This window comes from Psychrobacillus sp. FSL K6-2843, assembly GCF_038626375.1.
GTDB lineage: Bacteria > Bacillota > Bacilli > Bacillales_A > Planococcaceae > Psychrobacillus > Psychrobacillus faecigallinarum.
Genome location: NZ_CP152021.1, coordinates 2,303,486 through 2,323,979, shown reverse-complemented (window position 1 = coordinate 2,323,979; position 20,494 = coordinate 2,303,486). Strand labels below are relative to the sequence as shown.

Genomic DNA, 20,494 nt, shown 5'->3' with positions numbered 1-20,494 from the left:
GGAGGTAATATCTCCATTCTGCGCATATAATAGGACGATTTTAACTATGATGTCTCTCTCATAAACTATATGTCCTTCTATATAGAAGAAACTCAATATTTTTTCAAGTTGAAATATAATATTCATACATTTATTATGTATAAAAAGTTATATAAATAAAGTAAACACTCCTACTAAAATCCAGGAGTGTTTATGCAGAAATTAGAAGCCAATAGAATGATCGTCCTCTTCCCAGTCATTTTTAAGAGTACGTTTGTTTTGTTGAATTAGTTCGTTAATACGTTTTTCGTATCCAAGCTCCCCATCGTAATGCCAATTCAATGCAATGGACATGTACAATTCGTTTAATTGGGAAACAGATAAGCCCTTTGAACGTTTAGCTATATCTGTCAATACTTCCTCAGTAAAAATCTTCTTTTTATCTACCTTTTGTAAGTAATTTTCTCTTACCTTTTGCGGGGGTGAAGGAATTTCATAGGCACGATCAAATCTTCCAGCTCGGTTAATAAGTGCAGGATCAATCTTTTGAGGGTAGTTAGTGGTTCCAATGATAAATAGCCCTTCGCGAGATTGTGTTCCGTCTAGCGTGTTTAAAAAGACGGAGCGTGTATACTCAGGCATCGAGTCAATATCCTCTATTACTAGAATAGCTGGCGCTAATCTTGTAACTATCCCAAAAACCTCTTGGATTGAATGGCTTCCTGTGAATTCAGTGATTTGCCAATACACCACCGGAGCCTTTGTAGATCCTGTTATAGATTTAACTAATGTTGTTTTTCCATTGCCGGGGGAACCATAAAGTAAGATACCCCTTTTGTATGGAAGACCGTATTCCTTGAAAAAATGACCGTCCTCATTAAAAAATTCATCGATAGAACGAAAAATATCTTGTTTAATATGGTTCTCGAGTAAAACTTCCTCTCTTTGAACGGCAGCTTGCTCCCCATATTTTCTTCGTTGTACCCCGTGTTCCGTGTCTACCAAATAGGTGACAGATTGCATGAGAAGTTCACGTAGCTTTTCGTTTATTTCTTCTAAAAAGTAAAGGGCACCTTCAGGGGAAGTGGAAAAGAAAAAATATTCAGGCCAAGCATTCCCTCCCGAAAAATTAAAGGCCATCGTTACAGCCACTTGATATTCAGGAAATAAAATAACCGTATTTTCAAAGGTACTGACAATCTCTAGCTTGCTCTCCATCGAAAGTGAAGATTTATTGGCAATTTTACTTAATGGCTTTGCTTCATAAATATTTCCTAAAATTTTGTATTGAATCAGTTCATTTTCCATCATTTCGATTAGACTGTTATCTAATTGAATTATATGATCTCCTATATCCACTAATTGCCAATTGCCCTCATAATTTTCATTTAAGAGCTTAATGACTCTCCGTGTTAAAATAGCAAAATCCTCATAGTTTGGGTGTAACTCTCTAAATTGTTCTTCGTTAGAAAATAATACCTTCATTAGCCAATCCCCCTATGTAAAAGCTCTAAACAAAAAAGGTTCCTCTTGGTAAGAAGAACCTTATGTTATATTATTTGGATTTTATCTTTCCAGTCCAGCTTTTAAAACCACCTTGTAATTGGTTAAGCTGCGTGTAGCCTTTTTTCTTTAAGAACATGGCTGCGCGTCCACTTCTTGCGCCATTTCCGCAATAAAGATATACTGGCTTATCTGGTCGAATTTCTTTGTGACGTTGACGCAATTGAGATGATGGTATATTTCTTGCACCAAGAATATGACCTCCATCAAATTCCTTTGGTTCACGCACATCGATTAACTGAGCTTTTCGATAACCCTCGATGAATTGTTCCTGCGTAAGGTTTGTAACTGTTTTCTTTAGTCGGTATGCTGAAATTCCAGCATAAACTAATAATACGACCAATATTGCTATGATAATATAAAGAGTCTCTAACACGGTCTTTCCCCTTTCTATACTTCCAATATCTATTATAAAAGATTTGCTAGATACAATTCAATCATTTTGGTAAAATGAATAGCGTTGTTAGGGGGGAGAAGTTTGGAAAAAACAAAATGGTACTTTATTGATTCAGGTCCGTGCGCCCCATCTTATAATATGGCGCTTGACGAAGCACTTCTAGACTGGCATAGTGAAGGTTTGATTCCACCTGTGATTCGATTTTACGAATGGAATCCTGCAACTCTATCAATTGGTTATTTTCAATCGGTAGAAAAAGAGATAGATATGGAAGCAGTTCGCAGGCTTGGTTTAGGATTTGTTCGAAGACCAACAGGTGGGCGAGGAGTTCTTCATGAGCATGAACTTACATATAGCGTCATTGTTTCGGAAGACTATCCAGATATGCCAGCAACAGTCACGGAGGCATATCGAGTAATCAGTGAGGGACTGTTGAAAGGATTTCAGAGTCTTGGATTAGAAGCTTACTTTTCTATTCCTAACACTCCTGATAAGCTACAAGCTCTAAAGAATCCTAAAACTGCCGTTTGCTTTGACACACCTAGTTGGTATGAGCTAGTGGTGGAAGGTAAAAAGGTTGCAGGTAGTGCTCAAACTAGACAAAAAGGTGTTATATTACAGCATGGAGCGATACTTTTAGATTTAGACGATGAGAAACTAGTTCAAACTTTTAAATTTTCTACGGATGAAGCACGTGAAAAGGTGAAAAAAAGTATAAATCAAAAAGCTGTCGCTATAAACAAATTATTACAAAAACCGATACCTATAGACATATGCAAGGTTGCTTTTAGGGATGGATTTTCAGAAGCTTTAAATGTTGAATTGGTGCCATTTAGCTTAAATGAGAAACAAATTGAATATGTGAAAACGTTGGAAAAACGGCGTTATGCAAATGACGAATGGAATTTAAAAAAATAAAAGTCTTAAAGGCATATGGTCAAAATGAGGAATAGGAATTAATGCTTAAAATTTAATTTGCCAAATTAAATCACTTTACACCTCTATATGTAGTACCGTATGATATATAAAGCTACTACATCTTGTGTCAATGCGAGTTGTAGAAAGGAGGAAAAACAATTGGTAACTACTACTAATGAAACTAATATGAAATTAAATGTAAAAGAATTAAATCGAGATATCGAATTATTTCCTCAAGTCCATCCAATAACAGAAGATATGAATCTAACACACAAAGGTGTATCTCGATTGGTAATGATTGACAGATATTCATTCAAGGATACTGAGAAGAAAACGCTAAAAGTAGGAGATTTTGTCGTTTTAACAGTAAAGGAAGACCCTAAGTTTCCTGCTAGAGGTCTTGGTTATATTGTCTCTATTAACGAGGAAGATAAAACGGCGGAAGTATTAATCGAAGAAGACTATCGCAGTGCAATAGATGATAGCTCTAAGATAAAATCAGGCATCGTTCGCCGTCCTTTGAGTGTAATTGAAAAACCGTTAGAGGTTTATTATGAACAAATTGCTAAGCGTAATGCAACTGGACTTGCTTCTGTAGAAGAAACGGAAGAAAAGAGAGTTGAATGGTTTGAAAAGTTCTATCAACAATTAGTTTCCCTTAAATTTATACCTGCTGGACGAGTATTATATGGAGCGGGTACAGGAACAGATGTAACTTACTTCAATTGCTATGTTATGCCTTTTGTTGCTGACTCACGTGAAGGAATCAGTGATCACCGTAAACAAGTAATGGAAATCATGAGTCGCGGTGGAGGAGTAGGTACAAATGGTTCTACTCTTCGTCCACGTAATACATTGGCTCGTGGTGTAAACGGTAAATCATCAGGGTCTGTATCTTGGTTAGATGATATTGCTAAACTTACTCACCTAGTAGAACAAGGTGGTTCAAGACGCGGAGCACAAATGATTATGCTTGCGGATTGGCATCCAGATATTGCGGAATTTATCATTTCTAAAATGCAAAATCCACGTATTCTTCGCTTTTTGATCGAGAACACTAAGGATGAAACCATTAAACAACTTGCAAAGGACAAGCTTAAATTTAAGCCTCTTACTGCACAAGAAGAAGCTATGTACCAGGGAATTGTTAACTATAAAAACATTCCAGGCTTAGGAGGCTTCAGCGATGAGATTATCCGCGATGCAGAAACAAAACTGCGTGACGGAGGTACTTTCTCAGTTCATAACCCTGAGTTTTTAACTGGAGCAAACATTTCTGTAACTCTTACAGATGATTTCATGAAGGCTGTGGAAGAGGACGGGAACTTCGACCTTCGATTCCCAGCAACAGAATCCTATACAGAAGAAGAAATGACCTTCTATAATGAAAACTGGCATAAAATTGGTGACGTTCGCGAGTGGGAGCGTATGGGCTACAAGGTTCGTACATACCGTACAGTGAAAGCAAAAGAATTATGGAACCTTATCAATATCTGTGCAACTTATTCTGCAGAGCCAGGTGTGTTCTTTATCGATAATGCTAACGATAAAACGAATGCAACTGCATATGGACAAAAAGTTGTCGCTACAAACCCATGTGGAGAGCAACCACTTGCACCATACTCAGTGTGTAACCTAGCTGCAGTAAACCTAGCGCAATTTGCTAACAAAGATACTAAAACAGTAAATTTTGAAGCATTAAAAGAAACTGTTCGTGTTGGTGTTCGTATGCAAGATAACGTCATCGATGCTACTCCATATTTCTTAGAAGAGAACAAAATTCAAGCTCTAGGAGAAAGACGTGTGGGTCTTGGAGTTATGGGATTAGCAGACCTTTTAATCTATTGCCAAAAAGAGTATGGTTCGGAGGAAGGTAATCTCCTTGTGGACGAAATCTTTAAGACAATTGCTGTAGCTGCTTATGAAACATCTGCGGAACTTGCAAGCGAAAGAGGAAGCTTCCCATTCTTGACTGGAGAGACGGAAGAAGAAACGAACAGACTTCGTAAGGCATTTACGGAAACTGGATTTATGCAAACTATGCCCCAAGATATTCGTGAAGCAGTGCTTGAAAAGGGAATTCGTAATTCTCATTTATTAACGGTTGCTCCTACTGGCTCTACTGGAACAATGGTTGGAGTATCTACAGGATTAGAGCCTTATTATTCATTCACGTATTACAGAAGTGGCCGTTTAGGTAAGTTTATCGAAGTAAAAGCGGATATCGTACAGGAATATTTAGATGCAAATCCAACTGTAAAAGAAGATGAATTGCCAAACTGGTTTGTTACTGCCATGGAATTACCACCAGAAGCACATGCAGATGTGCAATGTATCATCCAACGTTGGATTGATAGCTCTATCTCGAAAACAGTAAATGCACCTCGGGGCTATACTGTAGAACAAGTAGAGGCAGTTTATGAGCGATTGTATAGCGGTGGAGCAAAAGGTGGAACAGTTTACGTAGATGGAAGTCGTGATTCACAGGTATTAACGCTAAAAGCAGAAGAAAACACAGTAGATGATGATGCAGTAAAAGAAGAAAAAGTAATGGAAAAACGTCCGATTGTCTTGATCGATACGATTCAGGATTTACGTTCTACAAACGTAACAATAGGATCTGAAGTTGGAAACACTTGTCCAGTCTGTCGTAAAGGTACGGTAGAGGAAATGGGTGGATGTAACACTTGTACAAATTGCAATGCACAGCTAAAATGTGGACTGTAAATATTATAGAAGAGAGCATATGCAGATTCTGCATATGCTCTTTTTTTACATGTAAAACTACTGCTTTAAAGACTTATTTTTTTATGAATCTTCTATAGGAAATGTTTTTCTTATTTTGTTTAGTAAAACTAGGAAAGGCACAAACTGATTAAAAAGGAGGATGTTGTGCATGAAAAGTTTATCTTTTTTTACGAGCTTAGCAGCTGCTGTTGTAGTTACTGCATTGCTTAAATTTTTACATTTATTTCACTTTGTTAAATGGAATCCAGTAGGTTATTCAAAATCCTTCGAGATGTTCGATGATACAAATGTTTATCTTCGCTGGTTAGTTTTGTTTCTAGTTATTTGGGCAATAAGTTTAGTGATTTATTATATAAGTATTTTGACAGCGAAAGTTCCAGTTGCTATTTCCAGTATCATTTTTGGGATTATACTAGCATTTATCGTAGAGTGGCTGATTAGTGATGCTACAATGATTAAAACGATAAAAAAAACATCCATTCCCTTTATTTGCATCGTCGTTATAGGTGTGCGATTTCTCATGGAGTCAGCCATATTCCATTCCAAGGATCAGCCGATTGGAAAATGAAAATTTACCCACTCCCTTTCCTATGATAAAATAGACAATAGAGTTTATTTTGATAATGAGAAGAGGGCTAATGATGAAATTAGAAAAGCTGCGTTTAGCATTAGAAGAAAGAGGCGTGGATGCATTATTAATCACAAACGGGTACAATCTACGATATCTTACCGACTTTACTGGTACGGCAGGTGTCGCAATTGTATCTAAAGATGATGCAGTGTTTATCACAGATTTCCGTTATACCGAACAGGCTGCTAGTCAAGTGAAGGATTTTCGTATTGTTCAGCATACTAAAACTCTATTAGAGGAAGTCTCTAACCAAGTAACAGAAATGGGTATTAAATCACTAGGCTTTGAAAAAGATGATGTGACTTACAGCGTTTATGAATTATATAAGCAAGCTGTTTCATCAGATCTTGTACCTTTGTCGGGAGTGGTTGAAAAAATTCGCTTGATAAAGACGGACGAAGAGATTAGTATAATAAAGGCAGCTTGTCGTATAGCTGATGAGGCATATGAGCATATTGTGACTTACATAAAACCTGGCATGACGGAACTACAAGTCTCGAATGAACTGGAATTCTTTATGCGTAAACGTGGCGCTACTTCCTCTTCTTTTGATACAATTGTAGCTTCAGGGACACGTTCTGCATTGCCACATGGAGTAGCAACAGACAAAGTAATCGAAGTTGGAGATTTTGTTACATTAGATTTCGGAGCTCTTTATAATGGTTATATCTCTGATACAACCCGTACTCTTGCAGTAGGAGAGCCGAGTGAAAAACTAAAAGAAATTTATCAAGTAGTTTTAGATGCTCAATTATTAGCTCTTGAAAAGGTTAAACCAGGAATGACTGGAAAAGAAGCAGATGCGATCGCACGAGACTATATCGCTTCAAAAGGATACGGGGAAGCATTTGGCCATTCACTTGGTCATGGTATCGGATTAGAAGTTCATGAAGGACCTGGATTATCATTCAGATCGGACATTGTTTTAGAACCAGGCATGGTTATTACAATAGAACCTGGGATTTATCTACCGAACATAGGTGGAGTTCGTATAGAAGACGATGCACTCGTGACTGAGAATGGCCTAGAAAAGCTAACACACTCTACAAAAGAATTATTAATATTATCGTAATTTGGAGGAAATTAAATGATTTCAGTAAATGATTTTAAAACAGGTTTAACAATCGTAGTAGACGGCGTTCTTTACCGTGTTCTAGACTTTCAACACGTAAAGCCGGGAAAAGGTGCTGCATTTGTTCGTTCAAAACTGAGAAACTTACGTAACGGCTCTGTGAATGAAAAAACTTTCCGTGCTGGAGAAAAAGTGGAGAAAGCTCAAATCGATAACAAAAAAATGCAATACCTTTATGCAAGCGGAGATCAACATATCTTCATGGACACGGATTCATACGAGCAATTAGAGCTTAATGAAAACCAAATCGAATATGAATTAAAATTCCTTCGTGAAAACATGGAATTACAAGTAATACAATACCAAGGAGAAACACTTGGTGTAGAATTACCAAAATCAGTGGAACTAGAAGTTATAGAAACTGAGCCAGGAATCAAAGGAGATACTTCTGGTGGTGGTTCAAAAACTGCTAAATTAGAAACAGGTTTAGTTGTTACAGTGCCACTATTTATTAATGTGGGTGATAAACTTATCATTAATACTGATGAAGGCTCATACGTTTCAAGAGCATAATATAATCAAAAAAGGTATCAAGAGGGAAACCTCCTGGTACCTTTTTATATTGAACTAGAAACATACTCTATTTTCAAACGCAATGCCTCTTGAAGTTAATTGGAAAGTTTAGAGCGTTTGCTGGATTAGCTCAATATATTATTCCCTTTACCGGATGCAAGTATTCTTTACGGTAAGCGAACGGGTTGGATTATACAGCTAGCTAAAAACTTCCGAGTAGAGCACTTTTGTTTCCTTTTATACTAGTTTACAATCTATAGTTGCCTATTCCTACAATGACATTGGCTCGCTTTTTAATTCATAGTTTTATCCATAATCATTATAAAATAATCGCTAATTTTTTTGAATTTAATTAATTCCAAAATAGCATTTTTCTATAAAACGACCATTTGTCAGTCTGTTTATTGGAACGACAGGCGGCGAATCTGTGGTAAGCCACGATGATGGCTTATCGTTCATGCTGCGGAACACATACTCTTAAAGTGAAAAATCAATTATACTTTATTCATCGCAAAGTATATGTATATAATTGTGTACTTTTTTATTGTTCGTATTTTTATACATAAATAGAAACTATGAATTTATTCAATTTGTTACATATAGCGGACTAGGTATTTCCTTACTATTCGTTCATATTCTCCACCTGTCCCACATATAGTACGTAATAGGGAAGGGGGAGGCATTGTGGAACTTCACGATGTACTTCGAGTTGCGGGTATAGGCTTATTGATAGCAATTCTTCACTTGTTTTTTGAATCGACAGGGAAAAAAGAGTTTGCATTTTTTTTGTTTTTTGTAGGATACATTTACATGACAATAGAATTGCTTCGTTTACTAAGGCTGTTCTTTTATGAAATCTCCTCATTTTTAGAATGGCTTGTTATGACGAGTTAGCAAATGATTGTCTATATTACTATTATAATAGCATTTTGCTTGTTGCAGTTAGTTAAAGAAATCTACCCCAAACTTCACTCCCTTATTTATACCATTTATATTTTTCTCTTTTTAACGTATTTAACTACTTCAATCATTATTCCTTTTATTAATCAGTATATCTCCAGTGTTCCAGAAGCGATTCTACCAATCGTAAAACTATTATTGTTCTCAGTTATCCTCCTATTTATTTCGCAAATTGTTGAAGAACTCTTAGAGGACTATGAGTACACTAGTTTGGCGTCACTGATTACATTCACGACTAAGGCAATCTTACTTATCGTATGGCTCCAACATATGAAACAATTTTATGAAAAGTTTTTTTCAGTTATGGGACTACTCTCTTGAAGGAATGAGCAGTAATGGATGAAATTATTGCAACAATTTTGCAACCAGCAAAAGAAGTAATACAAACGTTCGTTTATATTCTCCTGTTCGGTTTTGCGTTTATGTGTTTGGAATGGCTTATTCCCAGCAGTAAAAGGTTATTTAAATTATTGTTTATTTTTATTATTTGTTTTTACTGTTTGGAGCCTGCCTTTCGAACAGTAAAAATGGTTCAAGTAGTAACAGGTGAGCTGGTACACGTGTTTTTGGGAGTCTATCCAGTATTAACGGCAGGGATAGCTTTATCTGGAGGGGCATTTCTAGTCACTCTATGGAACCCGGTCGTTTTGCTGTTCTCAACCTTTACATCTATTATGGTAGATAAAATTATGATTCCTGCATTATTAGCAGCCTTTCTCTTTGATTTAATCACTAGGATTCAACCTGCCATTTCTTTTTCTAAAATGTCAGATTTAATCCGTATGACTTTGGTGGGAGCCACCTCCATCATGCTTCTGTTATACAGTCTATTTATAACGGTCAATGGTGTGATTACTTGGTCAGTGAGCGGGGCTGTAAATGAAACAGTAAAAAGATTGATCTCTAACAATATACCTTTTGTTGGTTCTTTGCTTACCGAAAGTATCAGTACAATGAAAAGCTACTCATCTACAGCTTCTGCTATCACAGGAAATTCTATTTTGGTATCTATATTAGTTTTAATATCTATTCCAACGATACAAACAATTCTAATTGCGTTTCTATATCGCTTTCTCAGTGCAATTCTTGAACCTTTTGTTGATGGGCAGATTAGCGGTCTATTAGATGATATTGGAAAAACATTATTTGTACTTTCGATTATCTCCGTATTAATAGCCTTTGCGTTTTTCTTTACAATAATTTTAATCATGCTTTTTGCCAAACTATTGATAGGTGTGAAGGGTTAATGGTAGATTTCTCAGCATTACTATATGGAATTCTCCTCATTGTCATAATTGGAGAAATTCTATCTATCTTAATCGAGCAATTGGACAAGGAGAGAACAGGCTTTTTCGTAAAACTTTCCATAATCGTATGGATTATCTCCTTTTTCTTCATATAAATAGATTGTGTTGCATAAAGTATGTTATCCAATATGAAAAGAAGGGTGAACTACTATTTCATTAAAACAAAAACCCACTTTTCGTTTTGTAGTTATAAGTTTAGCAGTATTAGTCATTAGTCTCTTATTTTCAGAGATTTTTGGGCTGACGGATGACGTAAAAAACAATTCCACCCCTCCAGAAGCTCAAACGAAGGATGAGCTCTCAGAAATACTTGAAAAAATTCATGGGGTTGGCAAGGTGTCTATTTACTTTCATTACGCAGAACGATCTGAAAATAAAAAGGAAAGTGATTCATCATTTTTCCAATGGACAAGTGAGAGCAAGATGGAAAAAGAAGAACTGATTGGAATACTGGTAGTTGCGGAAGGAGCGAGCGATAATCGTATAAAAAACAATCTTATAAAAACCCTTTCATCTGTTTTGCAAATATCTCCACATCGAATAGTGATAGAAGAAATGGAATTGGAGGATAAATAATAATGAATATTAAAAAGAGATCCGTTTGGTTTTTAACTTTATTAAGCTTAGTTGCAGTGGTAACCGTGTATTACGCAACAGAAAAACCATCCCCTTTTGATGGAATTGCTTTATTTTCAAATGACTCGGTAGAGGATGTTAAGTTAGTAGAAACTGCTTCCACAAATGAAGAATCATTTGTTTCTCACAGTAATGCTTATGAAGAGTTACGTATGGAAGTTCAAGAAAAACGTAGTCAACTCCATGAGCAACTTGAATCTAAGGTTGCTTCAACTGAATTTACAGCTGAGCAAAAAAATGAGGCATATTCTCAAATTGAGCAGTTAGTGAAAATAGATTCAACAGAAGCGATGTTGGAGCTTATCATAAAGTCCCTAGGCTATGATGATGCCTTAGTTCGTATAGAGGACAACAAAGTGTTGATTGATGTAGTTTCAAATGAGCAATCCTCAAAAAAGGCTTCTGATATTGTTTATGCAGTGAAGAGAGAATATCCTCAAGCTTATCAAGTAGAAGTAAAATTTGATGGTCTGTAAGAGAAGTGCCTATAACGGGCACTTTTTTTCTGTTTATACTATATATAACAATTTATGGTTTAATTTTTTTAAAAAAATTCACTAATATAGCGTATTAAAGTTACTGTATAAAAGGTAGTTTTTGGCTTGTTTAAGTCTGTTATTCCCTAAAAGTAATGAACATTTAAACGTTTCTATTCCCAATTAAACTAAAAACGACTAAAATGAAAAGGGAAGTATTAAATAGTAATTAAGGGAGATGGGCTAAATGAAGATCCAAGAAATCAGAGAAATTATTAAGCTAATTGATCAGTCTACACTAGATGAGTTTTCATATGAATCAGAAGGAACTAAAATTAAGATTAAAAGAGGGGATAAAAACTCTCACAAATCGACTATTCAATCATTAGAAAGCTCATCAGTTGGAGAGGCTTCGAAAGTAGAAACAATACAGGCTCCGGTTGTTAACGAGGCTCCAAAAGTAGTAGAAACAGAAAATCAAGTAGCAAAACTAGCTCCAGTTGAAGAAGATAATAGTTCTTTACATAAAATTACTTCTCCAATGGTCGGCACATTTTATCAATCTTCTTCTCCAGATACGCCTGCATATGTACAAGTTGGTAGTAAAGTGACTGCTGACTCAATCGTATGTATCGTAGAAGCGATGAAACTATTCAATGAAATTGAAGCAGAAGTAGACGGAGAAATTGTGGAAGTCCTAGTTAAAGACGGACAATTGGTAGAATATGGCCAACCTCTGTTCCTAGTAAAAGCATAAATAGGAAAACAAAAGAGGAAAGGGGTAAGCATCATGAAAAAAGTGTTGATTGCCAATCGTGGCGAAATAGCTGTTCGTATAATTAGAGCATGTAAAGAACTTGATATTGAAACTGTTGCTGTATATTCTGAAGCGGATCGAGAGGCTTTACATGTACAACTAGCAGATGAGGCTTATTGTATAGGGCCTAGATTATCGAAAGACTCCTATTTGAACTTTTCAAATATTATCAGTGTGGCCAAGTTAACTGGCTGCGAAGGCATACATCCGGGTTATGGATTCTTAGCCGAAAATGCTGAATTTGCAGAGCTTTGTGAGGAGTGCGACATTAAGTTTATTGGTCCTACATCACAAGCGATTAAAAGCATGGGTATAAAGGATGTTGCTAAGGAAACTATGCAAAAAGCAGGAGTACCGACTGTTCCTGGATCTAAGGGAATCGTTGAAACCGAAGAGGACGCACTAAAAGTAGCAAATGAAATAGGTTTTCCAGTCATCATCAAAGCGACCGCTGGTGGTGGTGGTAAAGGAATACGAGTAGCAAAAGATGAAGCAGACTTGATCAAAGGGATTAAAATAACACAAAAAGAAGCGGCAGCAGCATTCGGTAACCCTGGCGTTTACTTAGAAAAATATATAGAGGTATTTCGTCATGTAGAGATTCAAGTGCTAGCAGATTCTTATGGAAATGCAGTGCATTTAGGAGAGAGAGATTGCTCCGTGCAAAGACGTATGCAAAAGCTTGTAGAGGAAGCTCCATCTCCAGCACTATCTGAGGAACTGCGCGCTGAAATGGGTAATGCAGCAGTTAAAGCTGCCCTAGCTGTTGGTTATGAAAGCGCTGGGACGGTTGAGTTTATCTTTGACCATATCAACCAAAAGTTTTACTTTATGGAGATGAATACCCGAATTCAAGTGGAGCATCCTGTTACGGAAATGATAACTGGCATAGATCTAATAAAACAAATGTTAAAAGTTGCAGCAGGAGAAAAATTGCCTTTCGCACAAAAAGATATTAAACTTAATGGATGGGCTATAGAATGTCGTATCAATGCAGAAAACCCAGATAAAAACTTCATGCCATCTCCAGGACTTGTTGAATTTTATTTACCGCCAGGTGGACTGGGGGTAAGAGTGGATTCAGCAGTATACCCAGGCTATACGATTCCACCGTTTTATGATTCTATGGTGGCTAAACTTATCACGTATGGTGAAACGAGAGAAGAGGCAATTGCTAAGATGAAGCGCGCACTTGGAGAATTTGCAATCGAAGGTGTGGAAACAACAATTGCCTTTCATGAAAAGCTCATGAATCACGAGGTATTTGTATCTGGAGATTTTGATACAAAGTTTTTAGAGAAATACGATGTGATGAATTCATAAAAAGGAGTGAGCCATATGACAGAAACAACCGAACAAAAATTTGTTCAAATGACTCCTGAAGGCAAAGAGTACTTAGGAACAATTGAAATTGCTCCTGAAGTAATCACAGTAATTGCTGGAATTGCTACAAATGAAGTAGAGGGTATCGCGGGAACGCGAGGAAACTTTGCTGCAGGAGTAGTAGAAAGATTAGGAAAAAAGGTGCATGGTAAAGGCATTAAAACAGAAATAACAAATGATGGTTTGTATATTGACGTATATTGTCTAGTAAAATACGGTGCTTCCGTACCAACTGTTGCAAGAGAAGTCCAATCCCAAATACGCCAAGCAATTGAGAATATGACTAGTTTAGTTCCAAAAGAAGTAAATGTTCATATTACTGGTGTGCAATTTGAAGCTACAGAATAATAGAAAAGGGCTCCCTAGGGGGGCTCTTTTTCTTATTTTCTTCTTTCTAATAAGCACTTTCTAAAAAAATATGCTATTATGGGTTAGATAGCTACATTTAAAGGAGAACAAATAATGAAACGTAGAAAAGCAAGGGAGCTAGCACTGCAGGCAATATTCCAGCTAGACAATCATGAAATTACAATAGAAGAAGCTATAGGGCATGTTACTGAAGAAAATGACCCTTTTTTAACAGATTTAGTAAAGGGTACAATTGAACATAAAGAAGAAATCGATGCCTCTTTATCAGACAAGCTAGAAAACTGGTCTTTATCCAGATTGCCAAAAATCGAAAGAACAGTTCTTCGTATAGCTGTTTATGAATTATTATATGCAAACGAAGCTCCAGCAAAAGTAGTTATAAATGAGGCATTAGAAATATGCAAAGTTTATGGAGACGAAAAATCAAGTCGATTTGTTAATGGAGTATTATCCAAATATACAGAGCAATAATCTTCAACATTAAGGAGCGTTTATAGTGGCAGATAATCTAATTAATGGAAAAGAAATAGCTGGAAAAGTTACAGAAAAAGTAAAAGAACGTGTAGATAATCTAAAAGCAAAAGGTATTACACCAGGATTAGCTGTTGTATTAGTTGGTAGTGATCCAGCTTCTCAAACCTATGTGAACAGTAAAACTAGAACATGTGAAAGACTTGGTATGTACTCGGTTATGATTGAGCTGGAAGAAACTATATCTGAAGAAGAGCTTTTAAATAGTGTTGAAAAGCTAAATCAGGACGAAAAGATACATGGCATTCTAGTTCAGTTGCCTCTCCCTAAACAAATCAATGAGGATCGTGTAATTGCAGCTATATCTCCATTGAAAGATGTAGATGGATTTCATCCAGTAAGCGTAGGAAAGATGATGATTGGTCAGCCGACCTTCCTATCTTGTACACCTTTTGGGGTGATGAAGCTATTAGAATATAGCGACGTTGAAATAGAAGGAAAACACGCTGTGGTTATTGGGCGAAGTAACATCGTTGGAAAACCAATGGGTCAGCTCCTTTTACAAAAGAATGCTACGGTAACTTACTGCCACTCAAAAACGAAGAACTTACATAACCATACAAAGCAAGCTGATATATTAATAGTGGCTACAGGTCAGCCGAAAATGATTGACTCTAGTTACTTAAAAGAAGGCGTAGTTGTAATTGATGTTGGAATACATCGAAATGAAGACAACAAGTTATGCGGTGACGTAGATTTTGCTTCTGCAAAAGAAGTAGCATCTAAAATTACTCCAGTTCCTGGAGGAGTAGGACCAATGACTATTGCTATGTTAATGGAAAATACATGCTTGGCTGCTGAGAATACACTAGATAAATAAGCTAAAAGCTGTTCTACAGTAGAACAGCTTTTAGCTTGTCATCAAGTAGTAGGAGTTGATATTATGTCTCATACATATTTAACTGTAAAAGCTTTAACTAAATACATAAAAAGAAAATTTGATGCAGATACCCATTTGCGTGATGTGTACGTTAAAGGAGAACTTTCCAATGTGAAGGTACATTCTAGTGGTCACATCTATTTCACTCTAAAAGATGAGTCAGCTCGTTTAACATCTGTCATGTTTGCTATGAATGCTCGAGGTCTTAAATTTGTACCTGAGAGTGGTATGAATGTGTTGGTGCGTGGGGATATAAATGTATTTGAGGCAGCAGGTCAATATCAGCTATATGCATCTTCTATACAGCCGGACGGGATAGGTGAACTTTTTCTTGCTTTTGAGCAGTTAAAGAAAAAGCTTGAACAAGAAGGTCTTTTCCATCCTAGCAGAAAAAAACAGCTGCCAGCTTTCCCTAAAAAGATTGGTGTTGTTACTTCAAAGACAGGAGCAGCGATACGAGATATTTTGACTACTTTGGAAAGACGTTATCCAATTAGTGAGGTACTCGTTTTCCCAAGTATCGTTCAAGGCCCACAGGCAGCGCCTTCAATAGTGAAGTCTATTAGGGAGGCAAACGCCTTAGGTGATATTGATGTGATGATAGTGGGAAGAGGAGGAGGCTCCATTGAGGATCTTTGGGCATTTAATGAGGAAATAGTTGCTCGTGCTATTGCAGAGAGCGAAATTCCCATTATTAGTGCTGTTGGCCATGAAACAGATACGACTATCGCTGATTTTGTATCTGATTTGAGGGCACCTACTCCTACGGCAGCTGCAGAAATGGCAGTACCTAGTAAAGAGAACTTAATGAAGAATATTTTGTCTTACCAATCGGCTAGTCTTCATTTTGTTACGAAAAGACTTGCCGATGAAAAAAATAGATACCGTAGGGCTATTACTTCGCCTGTAATGGCAACTCCAGAAAAACTGTATCGTCCTTTTATAGAAAGGTATATTCGGGCAGAACAACAACTTCATAAAGAAGTTAAACGGATATCACAAGAAAAAAACAGGAACTTTTTTCAGTTAGAAAATAGATTTAAACAACTTTCCCCACAAAAGCTTATAACGATACAGTCAAAAACATTACAAACAAGTACCAATCAACTCACACAAGCAATGATTGCATCCTTTGAAAAAAATCGACAACAGTTTACTGGTTCGTTAAGAACTTTGCAGGCGTTAAATCCTTTGAAAATTATGGATCGCGGATATAGTATTACTTACAAAGAAGGCATATTAGTTAAGTCTGTAGAAGATGTCCAACAGGGTGATTCTATTTTTGTAACATTATCAGATGGTCAAATAGAGGCTACAGTTCAACAAGCAGTTAGTAAAGAGGGGGTAAAATAGCATGGCAAAAAAAGAAATTCCATTCGATGAGGCAATGCTACAATTAGAACAAATTGTACGACAGCTAGAACAAGGGGATGTTCCTCTTGAAAATGCGATTGAACTTTATCAAAACGGAATGGAACTATCTAAATTGTGCAGTGATAAATTACAAAGCGCTGAGAAACAATTAGTATCTTTCATGGGCGAAAATAAAGAAGAAGCAGGGAAAACTGATGAGTAACTTAAATACATTTATCCAAGCCAACCAACCGCTTATTGAACAACAGCTGGAATCGATGATTAATGAAATTCAAGCACCTTCTCAACTAAAAGAAGCAATGCTATATTCCCTTAAAGCTGGTGGAAAGAGAATACGTCCCTTATATACGCTAGCGGTATTACAGGAACTAAACGTTAAAAACGAAGATGCCATAAAAGTTGCTAGCACAATAGAGATGATTCATACTTATTCTTTAATACATGATGATTTACCTAGCATGGATAATGACGATCTTCGTAGAGGAAAGCCAACTAACCATAAAGTTTTTGGAGAGGCTTTGGCGATTCTTGCTGGAGATGCTTTAGTAACATTGGCTTTTGGTATTATTGCGAGACTAAAAAATCTGGATGCTGAACAAAAAGTCTTCTTAATCGACCGTCTTAGCTTTGCTTCAGGAGCTGAAGGGATGGTTGGTGGCCAAGTATTAGATATTCTTGGTGAGGGTAAAACTTTATCCTTAGAGGAATTAGAAGAGGTCCATATTAACAAAACCGGTGCACTCTTGTTATTCAGTATTATAGCAGGAGGAATTATTGCAAAAGCTAACGAGGAAGTCATGGATGCTTTGCGTCAATATGCTTTCCACATTGGTCTGGCATTTCAAATTCAAGATGATATTCTTGATATTGAGGGTACATCCGAACAATTAGGAAAAACTGCAGGAAAAGATATATTAAGTGAAAAGAATACGTATCCTTCTATACTTACAATGGCTGGTGCCAAAGAACAACTAAAAAGACAGTATGATTTAGCAACTGAGGCACTTAACCAAGTAAATCTTAACGATGGACTTTTAATAGAACTTGCTAATTACATAACAAAAAGGTCAAAATAAATAGCGTATAATTTTGTTTTATGAGTAAATATTGATATGATTATACCTAGCTGTATTTAAGGAAATCTAAAAGAAGGTGTGTGATGGCAATGGATTTAACTTCAATTTCTGGTCCATCCTTTTTAAAAAGTTTAGACAATGAACAATTAAAGGACTTAAGTGAAGATATTCGTTCGTTTTTAATAGAAAAATTATCAGTAACAGGTGGACATATTGGACCGAATCTAGGTGTAGTAGAGCTAACAGTTGCACTGCACAAGGCGTTTAATAGTCCAGATGACAAATTTCTTTGGGATGTTGGACACCAAGCTTATGTTCACAAGATTCTCACGGGTCGTGCAGATCAATTCGATACTCTTCGCCAATTCAAGGGTCTTTGTGGATTTCCAAAAATGATTGAAAGCGAGCACGATGTTTGGGAGGCAGGGCATAGTTCAACCTCGCTATCTGCAGCAATGGGAATGGCTAAGGCTAGGGATATACAGAAAAAGAAAAACTATGTTATTCCTATTATTGGAGATGGTGCTCTAACTGGTGGTATGGCATTAGAGGCATTGAACCATATTGGACACGAAAAAACCGATATGATTGTCATTTTGAATGACAACGAAATGTCTATTGCACCTAATGTGGGAGCTTTGCATAATGTCCTTGGAAAATTACGTACTCATGGCACATATAACAAAGCTAAGGATGAAATTGAGTCACTTCTGAAAAAAATTCCAGCAGTTGGCGGCAAATTAGCTGGCACAGCTGAACGTCTTAAAGATACTATGAAATACCTACTTGTATCAGGCGCATTTTTTGAAGAATTAGGTTTTACCTATTTAGGACCAATTGATGGCCACAGCTTTGAAGACTTAGAAGAAAACCTGAAGAATGCCAAAAAGATGAAAGGTCCTGTTCTTATCCATGTTATCACTAAAAAGGGTAAAGGTTTTAAACCTGCTGAACAAGACAAAATTGGAACATGGCATGGTACAGGTCCCTATAAAATGGAGACTGGAGATTTCGTTAAGTCTTCTTCAAAAGCCCCTTCCTGGAGTGCGCTAGTGGCTGAGACAGCAAGGAAACTAGCTCGTGATGATCGCCGTATTGTTGCTATCACACCTGCAATGCCAGTAGGTTCCAAATTGGAAGGGTTTGCATCAGAGTTTCCAGATAGAATGTTCGATGTAGGTATTGCAGAACAACATGCCACTACAATGGCAGCAGGAATGGCAGCAGAAGGTATGAAACCTTTATTAGTTATTTATTCTACATTCCTTCAACGTGCATATGATCAGGTGCTTCATGATATTTGTCGTCAAAACTTAAATGTGGTAATTGGAATAGATCGTGCTGGATTAGTTGGGGCAGACGGAGAAACACATCAAGGAGTATTTGATATTTCCTTCCTTAGACATATGCCTAATATGGTTATCATGATGCCAAAAGATGAAAATGAAGGACAACATATGGTCAAAACAGCATTTGACTACTCTGATGGTCCAATTGCTCTTCGTTATCCGCGTGGTAATGGTCTTGGTGTTATGATGGACGAAGAATTACATCCAATTCCAATCGGCACTTGGGAAGTCTTAAAAGAAGGCAGTCAAGCAGTGATTCTTACTTTTGGTACAACTATTTCAATGGCACTACAAGCAGCGGACGAATTAAGTAAACAAAATATCTCTGTAGAAGTTGTAAATGCTCGATTTATTAAACCTTTAGACGAAGAAATGCTTAAAGATATTCAAAAACGCAACATCCCTATTATTACTGTGGAAGAAAGTGCATTACAAGGTGGATTTGGCAGTGCTGTCCTAGAGTTTTATAATGAACAAAACCTACAAGCAAATGTTAAGCGCATCGGTATTCCGGATATCTTCATTGAACATGGTGAAGTAAATCAGTTGCTGCAAGAGATTAATATTACAACTGAAAGCATTGTGGAACTTGTAAAAACTTCCGTAAATGAAAGCCCAAGGTATATCTCCTTATGAGCAAGATTCCAAAGGAGAGAGTAGACATACTCTTAGTAGAACAAGGTTTGTTTGAAACAAGAGAAAAAGCTAAACGTGCTATTATGGCAGGTCTCATCTACAAGAACGAAGAGAGAATAGACAAACCGGGAGAGAAGATTGAAACCACTTCTATTCTAACTGTTAAGGGTCAGGTGCTGAAATATGTCAGCCGTGGCGGTTTGAAACTCGAAAAAGCAATAGAGCAGTTTGACATAGAGATTGAGAATAAGATCATGCTCGATATTGGCTCTTCAACTGGGGGATTTACAGATTGTGGACTCCAAAATGGCGTTTCACATGCGTATGCACTGGATGTCGGTAGTAATCAATTGGCATGGAAAATAAGGCAGGATTCACGTGTAACTGTAATGGAAAAGACAAACTTCCGTTACTCCACACCTGCTGATTTTCAAGAAGGATTACCATCCTTTGCCTCTATAGATGTTTCTTTTATCTCGCTTAAGCTTATCTTTCCAACATTAAAAACGATCTTGCTTCCTGGTGGAGACGTTATTGCATTAGTTAAGCCGCAGTTTGAGGCTGGAAAAGATCGAGTAGGCAAAAAAGGTGTAGTTAGAGAAAAAGTTGTTCATATAGAAGTCTTGAAGGAGATAGCAGATTTTGCTGAAAGCCAAAACTTCCAATTAAAAAATGCTTCCTTTTCGCCTATAACCGGGGGAGAGGGAAATATAGAATTTCTATTTCATCTGGTTAGTGTAAACGAGGGAGAAGTTACCTCGCATGACATAGACTTTGAAAAACTAGTTAATGAGGCACATAATTCGTTAAAATAACCCG

The 20,494-nt window shown here is 36.8% G+C and carries 23 protein-coding genes; 21 read left to right on the top strand and 2 right to left on the bottom strand.

The features are described 5' to 3' along the window. Nucleotides 1–201: 201 nt before the first annotated feature. Entirely contained in the window at nt 202–1,464 is a 1,263-nt protein-coding gene (locus MKY94_RS11750; RefSeq protein ID WP_342577097.1) for an ATP-binding protein, read from the bottom strand. A gap of 70 nt (nt 1,465–1,534) precedes the next feature. Further along, nucleotides 1,535–1,918, bottom strand: coding sequence for a rhodanese-like domain-containing protein (locus tag MKY94_RS11745; RefSeq protein WP_144535993.1), 384 nt, complete (start codon nt 1,916–1,918; stop codon nt 1,535–1,537). A gap of 102 nt (nt 1,919–2,020) precedes the next feature. Here MKY94_RS11745 and MKY94_RS11740 point away from each other — a divergent pair, with 102 nt between their 5' ends. The 21 genes from MKY94_RS11740 to MKY94_RS11640 all read left to right on the top strand — a co-directional run bounded on the left by MKY94_RS11740 (nt 2,021) and on the right by MKY94_RS11640 (nt 20,490). Beyond that, nucleotides 2,021–2,857, top strand: a complete 837-nt coding sequence (locus MKY94_RS11740) for a biotin/lipoate A/B protein ligase family protein (RefSeq protein WP_144535995.1) — start codon at nt 2,021–2,023, stop codon at nt 2,855–2,857. 159 nt (nt 2,858–3,016) lie between these two features. Continuing rightward, the gene (locus tag MKY94_RS11735; RefSeq protein ID WP_342577096.1) at nt 3,017–5,584 is read left to right on the top strand and encodes a vitamin B12-dependent ribonucleotide reductase; all 2,568 of its coding nucleotides are present in this window, start codon (nt 3,017–3,019) and stop codon (nt 5,582–5,584) included. A gap of 169 nt (nt 5,585–5,753) precedes the next feature. Continuing rightward, nucleotides 5,754–6,173 (top strand): hypothetical protein, encoded by a 420-nt coding sequence (locus MKY94_RS11730; RefSeq protein WP_144535998.1) that lies wholly within the window; start codon nt 5,754–5,756, stop codon nt 6,171–6,173. Between the two features lie 70 nt (nt 6,174–6,243). Further along, nucleotides 6,244–7,308 (top strand): aminopeptidase P family protein, encoded by a 1,065-nt coding sequence (locus MKY94_RS11725; RefSeq protein WP_144536000.1) that lies wholly within the window; start codon nt 6,244–6,246, stop codon nt 7,306–7,308. 15 nt (nt 7,309–7,323) lie between these two features. After that, the gene (gene efp, locus MKY94_RS11720) at nt 7,324–7,881 is read left to right on the top strand and encodes an elongation factor P (protein WP_144536002.1); all 558 of its coding nucleotides are present in this window, start codon (nt 7,324–7,326) and stop codon (nt 7,879–7,881) included. Between the two features lie 684 nt (nt 7,882–8,565). Beyond that, complete coding sequence (locus MKY94_RS11715; protein ID WP_144536004.1) at nt 8,566–8,775, top strand: SpoIIIAC/SpoIIIAD family protein; 210 nt, start codon at nt 8,566–8,568, stop codon at nt 8,773–8,775. A 3-nt stretch (nt 8,776–8,778) separates the two neighbouring features. After that, nucleotides 8,779–9,162 carry a hypothetical protein gene (locus MKY94_RS11710; RefSeq protein WP_151109493.1) on the top strand — a complete coding sequence of 128 codons (384 nt, stop codon included), beginning with the start codon at nt 8,779–8,781 and terminating at the stop codon, nt 9,160–9,162. Between the two features lie 14 nt (nt 9,163–9,176). After that, on the top strand, nt 9,177–10,088 hold the full coding sequence (locus MKY94_RS11705; protein ID WP_151109495.1) for a stage III sporulation protein AE: 912 nt from the start codon (nt 9,177–9,179) through the stop codon (nt 10,086–10,088). Further along, on the top strand, nt 10,088–10,243 hold the full coding sequence (locus tag MKY94_RS11700; RefSeq protein ID WP_154310667.1) for a hypothetical protein: 156 nt from the start codon (nt 10,088–10,090) through the stop codon (nt 10,241–10,243). Before MKY94_RS11705 ends, MKY94_RS11700 begins: the two co-directional genes overlap by 1 nt. Nucleotides 10,244–10,484: 241 nt before the next feature. Beyond that, the gene (locus tag MKY94_RS11695) at nt 10,485–10,724 is read left to right on the top strand and encodes a hypothetical protein (RefSeq protein ID WP_144536008.1); all 240 of its coding nucleotides are present in this window, start codon (nt 10,485–10,487) and stop codon (nt 10,722–10,724) included. Between the two features lie 2 nt (nt 10,725–10,726). Beyond that, nucleotides 10,727–11,260 carry a SpoIIIAH-like family protein gene (locus MKY94_RS11690; protein ID WP_144536010.1) on the top strand — a complete coding sequence of 178 codons (534 nt, stop codon included), beginning with the start codon at nt 10,727–10,729 and terminating at the stop codon, nt 11,258–11,260. Between the two features lie 247 nt (nt 11,261–11,507). After that, entirely contained in the window at nt 11,508–12,017 is a 510-nt protein-coding gene (accB, locus tag MKY94_RS11685; protein ID WP_342577094.1) for an acetyl-CoA carboxylase biotin carboxyl carrier protein, read from the top strand. Nucleotides 12,018–12,050: 33 nt separating this feature from the next. Beyond that, complete coding sequence (gene accC / locus MKY94_RS11680) at nt 12,051–13,400, top strand: acetyl-CoA carboxylase biotin carboxylase subunit (RefSeq protein WP_191696879.1); 1,350 nt, start codon at nt 12,051–12,053, stop codon at nt 13,398–13,400. A gap of 15 nt (nt 13,401–13,415) precedes the next feature. Beyond that, nucleotides 13,416–13,808, top strand: a complete 393-nt coding sequence (locus tag MKY94_RS11675) for an Asp23/Gls24 family envelope stress response protein (protein WP_144536016.1) — start codon at nt 13,416–13,418, stop codon at nt 13,806–13,808. A 114-nt stretch (nt 13,809–13,922) separates the two neighbouring features. After that, entirely contained in the window at nt 13,923–14,300 is a 378-nt protein-coding gene (gene nusB, locus MKY94_RS11670; protein ID WP_144536018.1) for a transcription antitermination factor NusB, read from the top strand. 25 nt (nt 14,301–14,325) lie between these two features. Continuing rightward, nucleotides 14,326–15,180, top strand: a complete 855-nt coding sequence (gene folD / locus MKY94_RS11665) for a bifunctional methylenetetrahydrofolate dehydrogenase/methenyltetrahydrofolate cyclohydrolase FolD (RefSeq protein WP_144536020.1) — start codon at nt 14,326–14,328, stop codon at nt 15,178–15,180. Nucleotides 15,181–15,240: 60 nt separating this feature from the next. Beyond that, on the top strand, nt 15,241–16,593 hold the full coding sequence (xseA, locus tag MKY94_RS11660; RefSeq protein WP_342578682.1) for an exodeoxyribonuclease VII large subunit: 1,353 nt from the start codon (nt 15,241–15,243) through the stop codon (nt 16,591–16,593). Nucleotide 16,594: 1 nt separating this feature from the next. Then, nucleotides 16,595–16,816 carry an exodeoxyribonuclease VII small subunit gene (gene xseB, locus MKY94_RS11655; protein WP_144536024.1) on the top strand — a complete coding sequence of 74 codons (222 nt, stop codon included), beginning with the start codon at nt 16,595–16,597 and terminating at the stop codon, nt 16,814–16,816. Beyond that, nucleotides 16,809–17,690 (top strand): polyprenyl synthetase family protein, encoded by an 882-nt coding sequence (locus MKY94_RS11650; RefSeq protein WP_144536026.1) that lies wholly within the window; start codon nt 16,809–16,811, stop codon nt 17,688–17,690. Before xseB ends, MKY94_RS11650 begins: the two co-directional genes overlap by 8 nt. Before the next feature lie 89 nt (nt 17,691–17,779). Beyond that, nucleotides 17,780–19,675: a 1-deoxy-D-xylulose-5-phosphate synthase gene (gene dxs, locus MKY94_RS11645; protein ID WP_340844481.1), complete on the top strand. Its 1,896-nt coding sequence runs from the start codon at nt 17,780–17,782 to the stop codon at nt 19,673–19,675. After that, nucleotides 19,672–20,490 carry a TlyA family RNA methyltransferase gene (locus MKY94_RS11640; RefSeq protein ID WP_144536040.1) on the top strand — a complete coding sequence of 273 codons (819 nt, stop codon included), beginning with the start codon at nt 19,672–19,674 and terminating at the stop codon, nt 20,488–20,490. The genes dxs and MKY94_RS11640 overlap by 4 nt, the downstream gene beginning before the upstream one ends. Nucleotides 20,491–20,494 lie beyond the last annotated feature (4 nt).